The following is a 15,637-nucleotide window of genomic DNA, read 5'->3' as shown; positions in this document are numbered from 1 at the left end:
GATGTCGTGCTCGGGCAGCGCCTTGATCTCAGCGCCGGTCATGCCCTCCAGGTCATGAAGCTCGGAATTGGCGAGCGGGCCGATGGCGGAGCGGCCTTCGCGCATCTCTTTCCACATAGAGGCGGCGTCAGTGCCCAGTCCGCACAGGCCGCCCACTCCGGTGATAACGACGCGCCTGTCCATTCAAGCCTCCTTCGCAAGCAAGCCGCGGACGGCTTCCACGACGTCGCCGACATTCTTGAGATTGGACCAGGCATCGGCCGTGTTCATATCGATCTTGATGCCGTAGGCCTGTTCCACATCCCAGAGGACGTCCGCCAAACCCAGCGAATCGAACCCGAGCGCGTCCAGTTCCGTGGCGATTGTTATCTCGCCGACGAATGACGCAGGCATTCCCTCACCGCTCTCCGACTCGGCGCGTTTCTTGATCAGGGCAATGACGTCCGTTGCGAATTGATCGGCCATTCTGTTTCCTGTCTTTCTTTCCCGCGTTTCGACCTGGACGCGGCTCAGTTCCTGAGGCGCGCCGCCTCGCGAAAATAGCCACCACGCTTGTGCGACTGACAAAGCCCAATGCTCATAAAGCCGGATCAGGTCCGGCCGGTGTGTGGCGTAGGTGCAGTATGACGATGTGAGCCGCTACACCGTGCGCGTCTCCCAGTCTGTCCATAGGCTCGGAAGAAGTCGGACAGTTTGACATGGCCGGTCAGTTGCAACTCCCTTTCCCAACACTCCACTGCCCGGTAGAGCGCATGAAAAATCTCCTTTCGGGCGGTTTCTTAAGACGCTCGCCACGCCATGAGGCAGTGGGGCATCGGTGTCCGTCAGGTGCTTCTGCCCATGCAGGATTCCACAACATTGATGAAATCGTTTGTTTCGATGAAAGGCATCCACACTTTGGATAGTTGACCACGCGTTTCAAAGGTCGTGAACTACATCTCCTCGTTGTGCTCGACGCACTCCCGACAGAGCGCAACCTCATGGGCGCGGCATGCAAGATTAACCGAGCCCAGCCGGTCATGAGTGCGGCCGGCGCTCGGCTGCTCGATTATTTGCGCGATGAGCTCGCGACCATGTCCGCGGAGGTATTCAAACTTAACGCTGCGTCCGGGAGCTCTTGCCCTCCAGTTCGCGACGCTCTCCTGCCCATCCAGTGCTCGTTTATTTCGTCGGATAGTTTGACCCGGCTCTACCGAATCGCCGCTTCAGGATCATTCTTTCCGATTTCGTCACGCTCGTATTTCTGCCGCGCCCTACACCGATTAGGCGCGAACAAACTGAGCGCCTTGGAACCCGAACCCGTGCGTCGTGACCGGGAGCATCCGGGGCGAACTCATGCGCTCGGGGGCATCGCATCACCGGACGGCGACAGGCACGGTCGACCGGCATCTCGGCATCGGCTGGGAATTCGTCCATGGTCTGCATTGACGACGCTTCCTGAGGCCACGTAGCTCTTATGCCAAGCTGGGCGCCCGGGTCGAGCGCGTAATGACGACAATTGCTTCGCTACAGGTCAAACGCTTTCCGGGCCACCTGCAAAGTCTTCACCCGGCCGTACAGCGCCCAAGACCACTGATGTGATCGACAAGAGCCTTGTTGATAAATCTGCGCTATTCTCCTGTCGCGCACGGACGACCGCGTGGCGAAGAGCAGGGTCCGAGATGAGAGCCCTGCCGCGCAGCTTCTATCGTCGCGCCTCGTTTGCGGCATCCGTGCCTACCCTCTTCGGACCTCGTGGGTTCCAACCGGCGGCGAGGCGTGCATAGGCGCCCTCGGCCTGCTCCACCCAGCGGCGCTCTTCTTCCCGGTGGCTCTTTATGTTGTAGGCGTGCGCGGCTCCCTTTTGGCCGCGCACAGCCTTGCTCCCGGCCTTGAGTTCCACATCGCGCAAGCTTCTTGGCATGCAGGGAGGGTCGAGCCCACGCGTAACTCTCGCCCTTCATCAACAGATGCCAGATCACGACAGAGAGTTTGCGTGCGGTTGCCACGGCCGCGACATGCTGTCCGCGCCGGGCTCGCACGCCGCAGGGAGAAGGCTCGCAACGGTCCGGGAGCACGAGCGGCCGCCCAGGCCGCCTCGACGAGCATGCCGCGCGCATGACCACGGCCCTGCTTGGTGATCCGCCCATGGTAGGCCGGACCTGGCCGGACTGTCGGACGCTTGGGTTCAACCCGAGATAGGTCACGAGCTTCTGCGGATCGTCGAAGCGCGACACGTCGCCGATCGCCGCCTTCATCGCCAGCGCGACGGTGATGTCGACGCCGGGAATGGTCATCAGCCGCTTCACGCCTTCATCCTCGAGAGCCGAGCGGGCAAGATCGCGTTCGATGACCTGGAGGTCTTCGCCCAATCGGTCGAACTCGCGCAGATGCCGATCGATCGCGAGGCGCTCGTCCTGCGGTACGACCTGCTCGATTAACCAGGTCCGACCCTTGGCGCCGCACAGGTCGGCATGCGGGCAGGACGGGATCAGGTGGCTATGAAGGATCGACTGGATGACGGTCTTCAATCGAGATCTCTGTCGGACAATCTGATTGCGCCGTGTCACCTGTCGACGCAGAGCCTGCGTCGGCTCGTCCGCAATCCAGACTTCTGGCAAGAAGCCGCTGGCATAGAGCTGCGCAAGAACGTCGGCCTCGATCGTCGTTTTGATCTTGGCATAGGCAATGATACGCACCTGTTTCGGGTTGCCGATCCCCACCTTCTTCACATGCGGCGCAACCACAGCCGTAGCGGACGTCGCGTTGCCGGTGGCCTCGATCACCCCGACATCGTTCGGCGACAGCTTCGCGGCGAACGCCGCCAGCAGATCGCGCCGCATGTCGACGCGGCCGAGTCGCCTGAGCCTGCCATCCTCCCATGCCACTGCTTCGGCGAAGGCGCGGTGAATATCCAGTCCGATGATGCGCATGCCCGTTCCTCCTTCTTGGCTCGGTCAAAGACGGGAGCTGGCGGGTAACACGACATCTACTGATCCGCGCTCGCAGCGCCTCCGGGAAAGTCGCGAGGGGCGGCGATGTAACGAGCTCGGGCTCTCAGCCCACGGTCTATTGACGGCCTGCCTGCACCTTCGTGCTCCCGGTGCCCCACGTCCCGGATGGGCTCACCATAAGGGCGTTCCAAAACAAGAACGGCAGGACGAAAAGGCACCACAGATCACCACCGGATAACAGCAAGGCCAAGCGCTTCGTTCAGACAGGCTTGCGCCAATGGGCTTAGGCCGAGCCTACAACAGCTCTCAAAAACGCTGCCGAACTGCTGCATTGGCTTCGCCGATACAACACAGGCCTCACGGCAGCTTAGGATCAAACCGCCCATCAGTCGCCTCGGACCACGCCTTGCTAGGTCGGGGCCGCCGAAGACGCTGGTTGATAGCCCGGCGCCATCGGCCCGGCATTTCAAACCGCCAATCTCTGACCTGCACAGTACGTACGATTGCTCGCTTCGGCAGATCACGCGGCTCATATGTCGGACCTTAACGTCATCCATCATAAACTTTTTGCGACAAAAGATTGCAAGAATGCTAAATTGTTAAAGTCGTTTGTTTCGGTTAAAGGCATCCATCCCATGGATGGCTGATGACATGCGTTTCAAAGGACTTGATCTAAATCTCCTCGTTGTGCTCGACGCACTCCTGACGGAGCGTAATCTCTCGGCGGCGGCACGCAGGATCAACCTGAGTCAGCCCGCCATGAGTGCGGCCGTCGCCCGACTGCGCGATTATTTCCGCGATGAACTGTTTACGATAAGAGGTCGCGAACGATTTCTAACCCCGCGTGCGGCAGCATTTGCCCCCGCAGTTCGCGACGCTCTCCAGCACATCCAGTGCTCGATTATTTCTTCGGATCCGTTTGACCCAGCTCGAGCCGATCGCCTCTTCAGGATCATTCTTTCCGATTTCGTCACGCTCGTGTTTTTCGAAAAGCTTGTGGAGCGTATTGCACGGGAAGCCCCCGCCGTCAGCTTCGAACTGCTGCCTGTCGACGATAGCCCCGATGAGCTTCTCCGGCGCGGTGACGTCGATTTTCTAATTCTACCGGATATGTTCACGTCGAGTGTGCATTCAAGCGTTCCGCTGTTTGACGAGAAGCTCGTGTGCGTAGGCTGTCCCACAAACAAGCAGCTGCCACAGCAGCTTACATTCGAGAGATACATGTCGATGAGGCACGTCGCGGTCAGGTTCGGGCGTACGATGAAGCCGTCTATCGAGGAATGGTTTTTGCTTGAGCATGGCCTTAAGAGACGTGTCGAGGTCGCCGTGCAGGGCTTCAGCATGATTCCACCTATGGTGTCCGGCACAGCTCGTATAGCGACCATGCCCTTGCGGCTGGTCAGGCATTTCGAAAACACGTTCCCCCTGCGGGTTATCGAACTTCCGCTGCCATTTCCCACATTCACCGAGACCCTCCAATGGCCGGCCCTCCACAATAGCGATCCGGCAAGCATCTGGATGCGGGAGATAATGATGCAAGAGGCATCTCGGATGGCTGTCCCGCTGTGAACCCACGGAAAATTCAGGCGCACCTATAGTCACTACTCCTGTCACCATCTACTCTGACGACAATAGCCCTCGCCGGATAAAGTCGATGCTGGCGGCAAGTGCGCCTGCGAGATCGTCCAGAGAATGGACTTCCTCGACCAGCTCGAACGAGAAAGGTCCCGCGTAGCCGCCATCCAGCAGCGCCTGAATCTGGCTGCCATTGTCGGAACCTGCAAGAAAGCGATCGGGGTAAATCCAGAAGGTCGGGTCGTTTACGCTTGAAATGTGCACCAGGCCGGTAAGCTCGCAGAACAGGCATGTCTCCCCGGCCAGGGTGTGGTGGAACGTGTCGTGCACGAGGCGAAAGACGGACTGGCCATCAACCGCGGCAACGGCCTCGGCCGCTTCCTTCTTTGATCGAAGCGAGCAGGTTCGGAAACCCAGCGGCTCGATAAGACCGATCAGACCCCGCGACTGGAGGATTGGCTTGATCTCGTTTAGAGCGAAACGAAGATTGTCCTGGCGCTCGCTATTGGTGGGCCACGAGCTGCGGTTGGCCGGCACCAAAACGAGCGTCTCCGCCCCGCACGCCGTCGCATAATCGGCGAGGTTGCTTGCCTCGGCCTGACGCGTTGGAGTCCAGTCGTTGAACCGCTGCAAGGCGTTGACAGAGATGATCGTGATGCCCGCTTCGGTAGCGGCAAACCGGACGTCCGCAGCCGGAATGCCGCGTGCGACAGGATTGCTGAAATGAGGGTAACGGATTTGGACGTCGGTCAGGCCTTGGTCACGGGCAAGCGCGAAAAGCGCACTGACGTCAAGGCGGGGCGCCGCCATGTGATCGAGTGCAAAGCGGGGCGATACCTGGCGCATTGCTTGACTTTCCTTCCATGAAGCGCGGCTGCCATTTCGGCATCCGGCTTCTTTCAAGACGGAACCACGCCGGTTCACAGATCGGACAGAGACGGCCGAGTCAATCGAGCTTTCCTTTCATCGGTGAAAGGAAAATGGGCGCTCATGATAGAAATCCATCAAGCTCAAATATTTTCCGGAAGATAAATGTCGAACGGCAGAAATGTCTGCCCCGGGCTCTCCGCGACGCCGGCTTTGATGGCCCGCTCCATTGCCATTATCAGCTCCTGGCAAAGTCGGCGCATTGGCGTGCCGACCGCCATCGTCAAGATGTCATCCGCAAGCGCCCCACGTGACTGCGGCGTCATTTCACTCACGATCGCGACGAGATCCTGACCGCTCCCCTCTTCTCGGAGCGCGGAAATTGCCCCCTCTATCCCCCCGCCGGCCATATAGAAGCCGACGAGCTCTGGTTCCCGCTGCATAAGATCCAGCAATTTTTCGTAAGTGAGCTGCCGTTCATCAAGGTTCACGAGCGCATCAAGCACCTCGAATTTTGGCGCGTTCTCACGAAAATACGCACGAAAGGCCGTTTCCCGCGTCGCATGCGCCTGGAAGCGATGGCTTCCGACAAACACCGCCACCTTGCCGGGCCGTTTTGCGGTCTTGGAAAACACCCAAGCGGCAGTCCGTCCGACCTTGCTGTTGTTGAGGCCGATGTAGCCCTCGCGCACGCCATCGGCGAAGTCGGATAGCAGCGAAAATACCGGGATACCTTTCGCCTTGAGCTCCTCGACTGATGCTGTGATTTTCGGGTGATCGGCCGCCACCATGGCGATCGCCTGGCAGCGGCTCCCAAGGTCCTTAAGAAGCGGGAGCAGGTCACGCGGCAAATGTGACTGCGCGAACTCGATGATCGGAAGGCCGTGGAAGGATTTAGCCATACTGACCGACTCTTCGATCTTGCGAGCGAAATCTTGGTAGAAATCGTGGGTAGGTTTTCTCAAGATGAAGCCCAGCTTGTAGTGCGGCAGGTGCTGCTGCAAGCGCTGTTTGATGAGACCGGCAGCATGATAGCCGATCGCGTGCGCGGCCGCATGGACCCGCTGGGCGGTCTCCTCTCGCACCGGAAGGCGGACGTTCAGAACCCGATCGACTGTTGCTACGCTGACTCCGGCTTCGCGGGCGAGATCGGCAATTGTGACGCGCTTTCCCCTAGCGATTCTGATCGGCCGGTCCTCCATCATCCGGTGCGCTCCCGCGACGGCTTGGGGCGGCAAGCTGAAATAGTTCCCACACCCGGCGGTTGATAGCGCATTCGACGAACAGCGCTCCATGCGCACCCAGATGAGTTTCCGTGAACCGTTCGTTTGCTTAGGGGCTTCATGGTGTTGTATTACTCACTGCGTTAGTACTCTATTTCCAGCGCTCTTTGGAGGCTGGCAATTCGACTGTTGTGGCAAGGCCGCGACTTACACGTCGCGCTGTTGCGATTTTGCTTGCGGGGAGCCAGTTTGATGTAACCCTAACCGCGGAAAGCGGCTTCCATCCGTGACTGGTCCAATTCGCCTTCCCAGCGAGCGACAACGAGCGATGCCACCGCATTACCGACTAAATTCGTCAGCGCGCGGCATTCCGACATGAAGCGGTCCACGCCAAGAATTAGAGCCATTCCGGCAACGGGAACACTCGGCACGACAGAGAGAGTAGCGGCCAATGTGATGAAGCCGGCGCCGGTGACGCCTGCCGCACCCTTCGAGGAAAGCATCGCAATTAGCAGCAGGAGGATCTGATCGGCAATTGACAAATCTGTGTTCGTCGCCTGCGCGATGAAGAGGGCGGCGATCGTCATGTAGATATTGGTACCGTCCAGATTGAATGAGTATCCAGTAGGGATGACGAGACTTACGACCGAACGCGCGGCGCCGGCCTTCTCCATCTTCTCCATGAGCGAGGGCAGCGCGGCCTCCGAGGAGGACGTTGCCAGGACAAGCAGCAGTTCGTCCTTGATGTAGCGGACAAGAGAAAAGATCGAGAAGCCGTTGTAGCGGCAGACCGCGCCGAGAACCCCGAACACGAAGAGGAAGGCGGTAAGATAGAACGTCGCGACCAGTATCGCGAGGTTGGCCACCGAACCGATACCGTATTTGCCGATCGTAAAGGCCATTGCGCCGAAGGCGCCGATGGGTGCAGCCTTCATCAGAATGCCGACGAGCTTAAAAATGGGGGCGGTAAGCGCCTGGAGAAAGGTAACGACCGGCCTGCTCGTCTCTCCGGTCATCGCCAAAGCAATGCCGAACAGGACCGAGAAGAACAAGACTTGCAGGATGTCGCCTTCCGCGAAGGCACTGGCAATGGTTGATGGGATGATGTTCATCAGGAAGCTGGTCACGGACTGCTCGTGAGCCGTGGCCACATAGCCCTTAACGGCTTGGACATCGAGCGAGGCCGGATCGATGTTGAGGCCGGCGCCAGGCTGAACGATATTCGCGACAATCAGTCCGACAACGAGTGCAAGCGTCGAGAAGGTGAGGAAATAAACCATCGCCTTGGCGGCAACTCGGCCGACCTTCTGCAGATCGCTCATGCCGGCAATGCCGGTCGCAATTGTCAGGAAGATGACAGGTGCGATAATCATCTTGACGACTTTGATGAAGGCATCGCCGAGCGGCTTCAGGCTCTGGCCGGTTTCCGGATAGAGATAGCCAATTGCGGCACCCAGGACTATGGCGGCAAGCACCTGCACGTAGGTCCGGGCAAAATGGCGCTTGCGGGGCGCTGCGATCGCGCGGGGGACTTTTGGAACCAACACCGTTTCTCTCTCCCTGACCGGATCGGGGTGGGGGCTCCTCCTTCTCCCATGCTGCGCTCCGGTCGAGCGCTGCTGTCATCTCGGAGCAAGCGCCGTGCCAACTGGAGGCCTGTCCCGTCCAGCGAGATTGGTGCGGGTTGCGCACTGGAACCCTCCACCTTTGCCGGAATTTGCACTCAAGGCTCGCCAAAGATCGCGTGAAGAAGTGCTTCGCCAGAGAGGGAATTGACCAGGTCGCCTTGCGGCCGTGCCTTTGATGTTCGCCGCAGATCGAATGCCGGCCGATATCTGTCGTCTTGGTGACTTTGGTTGGTCAGTTTTGCGACGGAATGCGCGCAAACTGTAGGATATCCTACACGCCCATCAGAGCACGCGGGACAAGCGATTAAGCGTAGGAGCGCATCGAATCTCCGAGGTCAAAAAATCTTGAATAAGGTCCGCGTGCGAAGTGAATCCGCAACTCGTCAAAGTTCTCCACCGTTTGATCCAGCGGTCGCGTTTCCTGGCGCTGCAGGATGGCGTTATCTGATGGCTCAAGCGCTGGAACGCCCAGGAAATCCCAAACCGCTCCCAAGCATTGGGCAGGTTCATGAAGAAGGCTCTCGTATTCCATTACAAGCAGGTTGGTCGACGTGAAGGAGTCCATAACGCGAGCGTGAAAATCGTCGGCGGCTTTGAAATAAGCCTCACAGTCAGCGATTGACAACCTGACGCTCGGTGGCCGAGCGGTATCGTTGTCCGAGCTGAACTTCAGCCACTGACCGCTTTCCCTGGCCTGCACAAAGGAACGGAGCGATTCCAATACGTTTCGGCGAACAACGAGGATGACCTTGAGTGCTGGCCAACGAGCTAATTCCGCAAAGAATGCTGGACGCTCGCGAAACTGAGGTTCATTGATCTTGCAGCCAAGATGCGTCACATTCTTGTAGTCGCGCATAGGGCAGCGCACATAGGCAAGCTCAAGAAGCTCGCGATCCGTGCCTAGCAGGCGATCCGTGCTGGGCCAATTGGGATCATATTCGTTTAGCAACTCACCGTTACTCAAAACGGTCGGATGCTCGTTTAGCAATTCTTCTAAATAGTGTGTTCCGGTCCTTGGCATAGCAAGGATCACAAAAGGCTCAGGAGTTGGTTCGTTGTGGGTCATTGCATGTGTATCCAACTAAATAATGGCCGCGACGGTCTGGGGACGCGCACAAGAAGCTTGGCTGCTATCGCTTGAACGCTCCGGGTGGGTCCGCGCCTCACCACCCAGCCTGTACTCCGAGGTGTGGTCGCGAAGATGGGCGCGTGCCTGCAGCGGCTGGGTGGCGCCCGGCTTCGGCGTTGTTGTACCACTCGCGATTCCTGGCACACGCATGCCTCCGGGCCGCTGTGGGCAGTTTGCAATCCGGCATTGCGGACCTCCTTCTCGTTGATGGGCGTAGGTAAGCGTCAACGCATTAGTCGTCGATGAAACAGTCCAGCCGACACAAAAAAAGGCAATACAGCGAACATGCAAAGTGCGCCTATATGCAGCCCTACATTGTCGCCCAGGCGGCCGAGCATCACCGGACGGATTAGATCGATAGAATTCGCCAGCGGCGAGAAGGCCGCAATCTGCTGAAACACTCCTGGCAATTGGCCGACTGGAAAAACCGCGCCCGAAAGGAACAGCATAGGTGTGATGACAAGCGTCTGATAGAAAATAAAATAGTGATAACTGGGCGCGAGCGCGATGACGAGCATGGCCAGGCTCGCAAAGGCGAACCCGGTGAGAGCGATGACCGGCAGCACGTAGAGAACCGACGTCCACGCGGCATAACCTAGCGCGGCGGCAACAATCGCAATTGTCGTACCGGCCAGAAAGGCCTTTGTGGCTGCCCAGGTCAATTCACCGAGAACGATGTCGCCGAGGGTAAGTTGTGTGTGCAAGATTGCTTCCCAAGTGCCCTGATCGCGCATTCGACCGAAAACCGCGTAAATTGTTTCGAAGGTCGATGCTGTCATCGCGCTTGTCGCAACCATGCCGGCTGCCAGAAAAGCGATGTAGGATGCACCTTCGATGCGGCCTACCAACAGTCCAAGGCCAGTGCCGAGCCCGAAAAGGTAAATCATCGGATCAGCAAGGGTGCCGAGCATTGAAGCAAATGCCACCTTCTTCCATGCCAAATGATTGCGGCGCCACACCGCGATCCAGTTCCAGGCGTTGGCGGGTAGAGCGGCCGCAAGACGTTCACCCATTGCTCACTTCTCCATCTCACGTCCGGTTAGCCGCAAGAAAACGTCCTCCAGACTGGGTGGACGCTCCAGAATACGCAGACCCGCTCGACCGCGAAGCTGGATGCGCACATCCTCCGGATCAGGCGCATAGCAAAAGAGCGTCTCGCCGCTTACCTCGATACGCTGAACGTACGGCCTGATCAGCGAAATCAGCTCCTGTGGATTGCCGCCGAAGATCTCGATCACGTTGCACCCAATGTACTCGTCGATCAGCGCATGAGGACTGCCCTCGGCGATCTTGCGTCCCCGCTCGAGAACACACAGCCGATCACAAAGCCGCTCAGCCTCTTCCATGAAATGGGTGGTCAAAATGATCGTTTTTCCGCTCGCCAGCAGGAAACGAAGTCGCTCCCAGATCAGATGGCGGGCATGCGGGTCGAGGCCGGTCGTGGGCTCATCCATCACAAGCAACTGGGGGTCGTTGATCAGAGCACGTGCCAGCGTCAGGCGCCGCTTCATCCCGCCGGATAGCAGGCCGACACGTGAATCCGCCTTGCTCTCAAGGCGAGCGAACTCGAGGAGCCGTGGGATGACGGCGTTGATCTCTCTTGTTCTCATGCCGAAGTAGCGCCCGAACACCAACAGGTTCTCACGTACCGTAAATTCCAGGTCGAGATTGTCGAACTGCGGGACCACGCCTATGCCCTTGCGGGCCAAGCGGCTGCGTGCCGGCACTGGTAGACCGAGGACTGTTATATCACCCGCGTCAGGCCGGGTCATACCGAGGAGCATACGCGCAATCGTGCTCTTGCCTGCGCCGTTCGGCCCCAGCAGACCGAAGCACTCTCCCGATGCAACGGTGAAGGACAGCCCGTCCACAACGAGCTTGTTTCCGAATAATTTGGTTACGCCGGTAAGGTCGATTGCTACATTGGACATGCGTCTATCTCAAGCGGAATGAGTCCGATTGGCCACCGGCAGCTTACTTACGAATCTGGTTCAGAGCAGGCCACCGCCTTGAGATGGCACCTTTGGAAAGTCGCGGCCGGAGCGACGCGTGTATCGCTTCCGCCAAAGAATTAACGTCAAGATGCCACGTGTCGCTTCCAGATAGTTCCCGTTCTGACCATAGGTAACTCGACAAGCTTCACCACGTGTCGACTGACACAACTTACTCGGTCACCCGGCGCTGCAAGGCCGTCAGACTTCACCAGCTGTGAGCGAAAGATCTGCAGTATGAAGTGACTCCGCAATTCCAGAATTGCCCGCAGCATTTGCTCCGGCAAGCGGCGTCGCGCTTGTGATTTCCTTTGTGCTTCTGTTGGGCAGGGGAACACTTTTACGCGACAGCCAATCGCTATTGCTCAATGTACACAGGGCGTAAGCCTTCAAGGGGATCAACAGGAATATCCTGATTAACGCGTGCATTGAATAGCCGATGAATCGAAGCTGCCGAGTGCGGAAAGATAACACCGTAGATCTGATTATGGTCATGGTGACAATAGCCAGCACCGTCCACCAATTTACTGTATGTGAAAATAGTAGCTCACCGAGCGCCGTTACTACCGCGATGCCGAGCAACAATGGGCCGAGATTCTCTCCCATCACATCCAAAGTTAGATAGCGATCCAGGCCACGCAGTAGACCTCGCGCAAGCATCGTGTCCCGGAAAGTGCTCCGTGCCCAGCGGAGTTGTTGGCGCAAATAAGGTCCCATCTTGTCCGGAACGACTGTCGCCGCGACGGCACCTGGAACGTACTCGGTTCGAAAGCCTGCTTTCAGCATGAGGATCGTAAGATGACGGTCTTCACCGAAGTCGCTTGGTTTCCCCCTGAACAGCTGCGTCTCGTATTGATCCAGCAGAGAAAGGAGACAAGACCGGCGGTACATTGCACATGGGCCGCAGCAGCACATGACCGCACCAAAGCGACCTTGCGCCGCGCGCTCCTCATTGCAAGCCAGCCAGTATTCCATATCGATCAATCGGGTCAACCAAGTGTCGCTGCGGTTGTATGCCGTCAGCTGGCCCATGGCCGCTCCGACCATGGGATCCCGCATTTTTACTGCAAGCTTCGTGATCACGTCGGACGCAAGTGTCGTGTCAGAGTCGACGCTGAGCACGAAATCTCCAGATGAGCGGCGGATGGCGGCGATCTGCGCCTTGCGTTTGCCAACATTCTCGCGGAGCAGAATGAAATTGAATCTCGGGTCGCCCTCGTAGGCGTGATGTACCGGGATGACGGCATTACGATTTCCAGAACCGTCGTCAACCAGATAGACCTGAAATGTTCCGGCGTAATCTTGAATTGCGATGGAAGCTAAACACGCCGCGAGTGTGCGCGGGTCCTCATTGTAGCAGGGGATGATGACATCCACGCTCGGCCAACGGTCGGATCCGAACAAGCTTTCCGACGGCGGCGTAACATTTTCCGGTTGGGAGTAGACCGCTTGCATGCCTCTGTAAACAGTCGAGAGCACCGCATAAGACGAAACGGCAACAGTACTGGCTGTGGTGAGAAGGTCCATAGGATCTCTGTTTGTTCAGGGATGTTGAGGAAGTGATCGGATTACAAATCCGCGGCCGTGCAATTCTGGAATTAGGCGTGACAACGCTGTCACCGTCTGGTCGCGCAGACTGGCTTGATTGCCTGGTTGCAATTCGTCGGGAGCGCACCCGTCGTGCAACAGCACGATTGCGCCCGGCCGGATATCGGCGAGCACTCTGTCGACGATGGCGTCAACGCCGGGGCGAGACCAGTCGCGTGGATCAATGGACCAATGGACGGGCGCCAATGCCGCACCCGCTGATGCAGCGATTACTTCTTCGGTCCAGATGCCATACGGTGCACGAAAGTACCGAACCATGGCCTGCGGGCAAGCCATCCCTATGACTCTGTTTGCCTCAACTATCTGGCGGTCGACTTCGACGGGCCCGCATTTAGCCAGGTCCGGATGAGTCATCGTGTGGTTGGCTATACCGTGCCCGTCTGTAATAATTCGGCGAACGAGTTCCGGCTCGTCGGCCGCGTAGGCCCCAACAACGAAGAAGGTCGCCGGCACCTGATGTTGCGCCAGCACATTGAGTATCTGCGGTGTGAAAAATGAATTGGGACCGTCGTCAAACGTCAGATAGACGCTGCGCTCTGCAATGCCATCGGCATTGTCACTCTGCCCTTCGCATATGTAGTCCAGAGGCTTCATAGTTCCGGACCGTTCCGGTCGATCAGGGTACCGGACGGCCACTCGTCCATCGAGCGTCCGATCGGCGAAACCAACACGAGTACGTCTTCCAGGCGCGTGGGCGGCAGGTCGGGATGCACGTCTGGACGGGTCGACCGTACGCGAACGCCCGACACAATGTTCGCGAGGCCGGCTCTGCAGAATCTTTCGACATGGTTTCGCAGCGCGTGCCGAACCGTGCCGAAAGCGAATGGAACACCCAACTGATGGAGCACTGGGTACGCCACGCGCATCGAAAAACCGATTCCGAGCCCTTCAAGATCCGGACGAACCGCGTACAGGCCCAATTCAGCGACGATCAAGTCGACCTCGCCAACTTTGATGAAGCGCCGCAGCATGCCGATGTGAGCCGCTACCCCATGCGCGTCGTAGCCGATTGCGCGGAATTCCGGCCTCGCGCCGGCCCAACTGCGGCCGCCTTCGAATGGCTCCGCGTTGAAGGCGCCAGTCCGTCCATAGGTCTTTCGAAAAAAGTCGGAGAGTTCGACATGGTCGGCCAGTTGCAACTCATTTTCCCAGCACAACTTCCACTCGACATTCGGGCGCATGGAAGACCTCACCTTGTAGCTGTCCGGTTGAGATAAATGTCCAAGCATTGGTTAAATAATTGGCGTCGCCCCAACGGGGCGTAACTTGTGGAGACCGCCGAAAGACCAAGCCGCAATGCAGATGCGACTGACTTTGTACGCCCCGCACACCAGATGATGCTCCTCGGATCCAACGCAACCATCGGAACTACCTATCTTTCCAACTTGAAGCGCTTCTATGGGACCTGCAGCAAAAACGGTAAAATCCTTTGTTTAGATGAAAGGTATCCACGCTTTGGATAACTGGGCGAATGCGTTCCATATGGCTGGTCAATTATCGTCGTCACGCTCGAGGCACTTCTGACGAAGCGCAAAGCTCACGCCCGCGGCACGCGCGGCCGTTGCCGGGCCGCTCGATTATCTCCGTAAGAGCCCGAGCGGAGCTCAGACACGACGATTGATCAGAATCTGATTCGCGGGTTCAGTATCTTTTTCGTGTATCCAGCTCTGGGCTGTCCTTTGGCGGGAGTTAGGTTCGCCCAGGTTCTGAGCCTGGGGCGTCGGCCCGTTCGCCGCACAGGCTCCTTCGCACATCGTCGAGGCCGAGAAAGAGGTGGCCACACAGCTCCCCCTGTACTTTCCACCACCCGACACCAGAGCTCACCCAGGGCGCCGGCCTTGCTCACCTCAACGGATAGCGCACTCGCGCCGCTTCACGATTAAAAGAATTCTACAAGCAGATGCCTGTTTGATCGTGAGACGTCCGCTGCCAATTCCCGCATCGCAGAGGCAGCCAATAGCGCTCGCTTCACATAGTGGTCCGGCAAGCAGCTAGATACGACAGGTGACCTCAAATGAGGCGTCTTGCATGGCTTCTACACCTGCCTGAATGCCAGAACTGCGTTCGTGCCGCCCATGGCGAAGGCGTTGCTCATGGCGACGCGCACCTTGCGCTCGCGCGGCACATTGGGCGTGATGTCGAGGTCGCAAGCGGGATCTGGCTCGCGATAGTTGGCGGTCGGCGGCACGACGTCCTCTTGGATTGCCATCACGCAGGCGATCATTTCAAGCGCGCTCGCTGCGCCGAGGCAATGCGCGTGCGTGGACTTGGTGGAAGAGATGGACATCGAATAAGCGTGGTTTCCAAACACACGCTTGATCGCCGCCGTTTCAGTCTGATCATTGCTCTTGGTACCGGTGCCGTGCGCGTTGAGGTAGTCGACGTCCTCGGCATTCAGCCCGGCATCGGCAAGGCAGGCGCGCATCGCCGACGCTGGCCCCTCGACAGATGGCGCGGCGATGTGGAAGGCATCGGCGGAAAGGCCGACGCCGGCGATCTCGGCAAGGATTGTGGCACCACGCGTCGTGGCATGCTCGTAGCTTTCCAGCACGGCCATGCCCGCACCCTCGCCCAGCACCAGGCCCTTCCTATCGGCGGAGAAGGGCCGGCAGGTATCGGGTGAAAGCACGCGCATTGCTTCCCATGCTTTCAGCACGCCCCATGCGAAGGGTGCGTCGCTGCC

The 15,637-nt window shown here is 58.5% G+C and carries 14 protein-coding genes; 1 reads left to right on the top strand and 13 read right to left on the bottom strand.

Annotated features, from left to right (window positions below; all coding sequences use genetic code 11):
• The 3 genes from BLT09_RS32895 to BLT09_RS32885 form a co-directional block, all read right to left on the bottom strand.
• Positions 1-183, bottom strand: a 183-nt coding sequence (locus BLT09_RS32895; protein ID WP_275955146.1) for a beta-ketoacyl synthase N-terminal-like domain-containing protein, incomplete at its 3' end; no start/stop codon positions are given.
• A complete protein-coding gene (locus BLT09_RS32890; protein WP_029356603.1) occupies positions 184-465 on the bottom strand; it encodes an acyl carrier protein in 282 nt (93 codons plus the stop codon).
• Between the two features lie 1,145 nt (positions 466-1,610).
• Positions 1,611-2,912 (bottom strand): IS110 family RNA-guided transposase, encoded by a 1,302-nt coding sequence (locus BLT09_RS32885; RefSeq protein ID WP_236473627.1) that lies wholly within the window; start codon positions 2,910-2,912, stop codon positions 1,611-1,613.
• A 672-nt stretch (positions 2,913-3,584) separates the two neighbouring features.
• On the opposite strand from BLT09_RS32885, the gene BLT09_RS32880 reads away from it, so the two are divergent.
• Positions 3,585-4,502, top strand: coding sequence for a LysR family transcriptional regulator (locus tag BLT09_RS32880; RefSeq protein WP_091600624.1), 918 nt, complete (start codon positions 3,585-3,587; stop codon positions 4,500-4,502).
• Positions 4,503-4,550: 48 nt separating this feature from the next.
• On the opposite strand, the gene BLT09_RS32875 is transcribed toward BLT09_RS32880, so the two are convergent.
• The 10 genes from BLT09_RS32875 to BLT09_RS32830 form a co-directional block, all read right to left on the bottom strand.
• Entirely contained in the window at positions 4,551-5,354 is an 804-nt protein-coding gene (locus BLT09_RS32875; RefSeq protein ID WP_091600623.1) for a TIM barrel protein, read from the bottom strand.
• 164 nt (positions 5,355-5,518) lie between these two features.
• Complete coding sequence (locus BLT09_RS32870) at positions 5,519-6,580, bottom strand: LacI family DNA-binding transcriptional regulator (RefSeq protein ID WP_091600622.1); 1,062 nt, start codon at positions 6,578-6,580, stop codon at positions 5,519-5,521.
• A gap of 278 nt (positions 6,581-6,858) precedes the next feature.
• Positions 6,859-8,145 carry a dicarboxylate/amino acid:cation symporter gene (locus BLT09_RS32865; RefSeq protein WP_091600621.1) on the bottom strand — a complete coding sequence of 429 codons (1,287 nt, stop codon included), beginning with the start codon at positions 8,143-8,145 and terminating at the stop codon, positions 6,859-6,861.
• Between the two features lie 385 nt (positions 8,146-8,530).
• The gene (locus BLT09_RS32860) at positions 8,531-9,292 is read right to left on the bottom strand and encodes a sulfotransferase (RefSeq protein ID WP_024505871.1); all 762 of its coding nucleotides are present in this window, start codon (positions 9,290-9,292) and stop codon (positions 8,531-8,533) included.
• A 287-nt stretch (positions 9,293-9,579) separates the two neighbouring features.
• Positions 9,580-10,368, bottom strand: a complete 789-nt coding sequence (locus BLT09_RS32855; RefSeq protein ID WP_091600620.1) for an ABC transporter permease — start codon at positions 10,366-10,368, stop codon at positions 9,580-9,582.
• A gap of 3 nt (positions 10,369-10,371) precedes the next feature.
• Entirely contained in the window at positions 10,372-11,286 is a 915-nt protein-coding gene (gene nodI, locus BLT09_RS32850) for a nodulation factor ABC transporter ATP-binding protein NodI (RefSeq protein WP_091600619.1), read from the bottom strand.
• 261 nt (positions 11,287-11,547) lie between these two features.
• Positions 11,548-12,873, bottom strand: coding sequence for a chitooligosaccharide synthase NodC (gene nodC, locus BLT09_RS32845; RefSeq protein ID WP_091600618.1), 1,326 nt, complete (start codon positions 12,871-12,873; stop codon positions 11,548-11,550).
• Between the two features lie 15 nt (positions 12,874-12,888).
• Positions 12,889-13,548, bottom strand: a complete 660-nt coding sequence (gene nodB / locus BLT09_RS32840; RefSeq protein ID WP_091600617.1) for a chitooligosaccharide deacetylase NodB — start codon at positions 13,546-13,548, stop codon at positions 12,889-12,891.
• Positions 13,545-14,135, bottom strand: coding sequence for a NodA family N-acyltransferase (locus BLT09_RS32835; protein ID WP_063169401.1), 591 nt, complete (start codon positions 14,133-14,135; stop codon positions 13,545-13,547). The genes nodB and BLT09_RS32835 overlap by 4 nt, the downstream gene beginning before the upstream one ends.
• A gap of 854 nt (positions 14,136-14,989) precedes the next feature.
• Positions 14,990-15,637 (bottom strand): beta-ketoacyl-[acyl-carrier-protein] synthase family protein (locus tag BLT09_RS32830; RefSeq protein WP_139172727.1); only part of this gene is annotated, 648 nt, incomplete at its 5' end.

The organism is Mesorhizobium muleiense, from assembly GCF_900099905.1.
Taxonomy (GTDB): Bacteria; Pseudomonadota; Alphaproteobacteria; order Rhizobiales; family Rhizobiaceae; genus Mesorhizobium; species Mesorhizobium muleiense.
The sequence above is the reverse complement of the archived record's forward strand: the minus strand, read 5'-3'. Positions and strand labels throughout refer to the sequence as shown.

Coding starts and splice junctions, on each gene's coding strand:
- BLT09_RS32890 (WP_029356603.1), bottom strand. CDS start 465: ATGGCCGATCAATTCGCAACGGACGTCATTGCCCTGATCAAGAAACGC.
- BLT09_RS32885 (WP_236473627.1), bottom strand. CDS start 2,912: ATGCGCATCATCGGACTGGATATTCACCGCGCCTTCGCCGAAGCAGTG.
- BLT09_RS32880 (WP_091600624.1), top strand. CDS start 3,585: ATGCGTTTCAAAGGACTTGATCTAAATCTCCTCGTTGTGCTCGACGCA.
- BLT09_RS32875 (WP_091600623.1), bottom strand. CDS start 5,354: ATGCGCCAGGTATCGCCCCGCTTTGCACTCGATCACATGGCGGCGCCC.
- BLT09_RS32870 (WP_091600622.1), bottom strand. CDS start 6,580: ATGATGGAGGACCGGCCGATCAGAATCGCTAGGGGAAAGCGCGTCACA.
- BLT09_RS32860 (WP_024505871.1), bottom strand. CDS start 9,292: ATGACCCACAACGAACCAACTCCTGAGCCTTTTGTGATCCTTGCTATG.
- BLT09_RS32855 (WP_091600620.1), bottom strand. CDS start 10,368: ATGGGTGAACGTCTTGCGGCCGCTCTACCCGCCAACGCCTGGAACTGG.
- nodI (WP_091600619.1), bottom strand. CDS start 11,286: ATGTCCAATGTAGCAATCGACCTTACCGGCGTAACCAAATTATTCGGA.
- nodC (WP_091600618.1), bottom strand. CDS start 12,873: ATGGACCTTCTCACCACAGCCAGTACTGTTGCCGTTTCGTCTTATGCG.
- nodB (WP_091600617.1), bottom strand. CDS start 13,548: ATGAAGCCTCTGGACTACATATGCGAAGGGCAGAGTGACAATGCCGAT.
- BLT09_RS32835 (WP_063169401.1), bottom strand. CDS start 14,135: ATGCGCCCGAATGTCGAGTGGAAGTTGTGCTGGGAAAATGAGTTGCAA.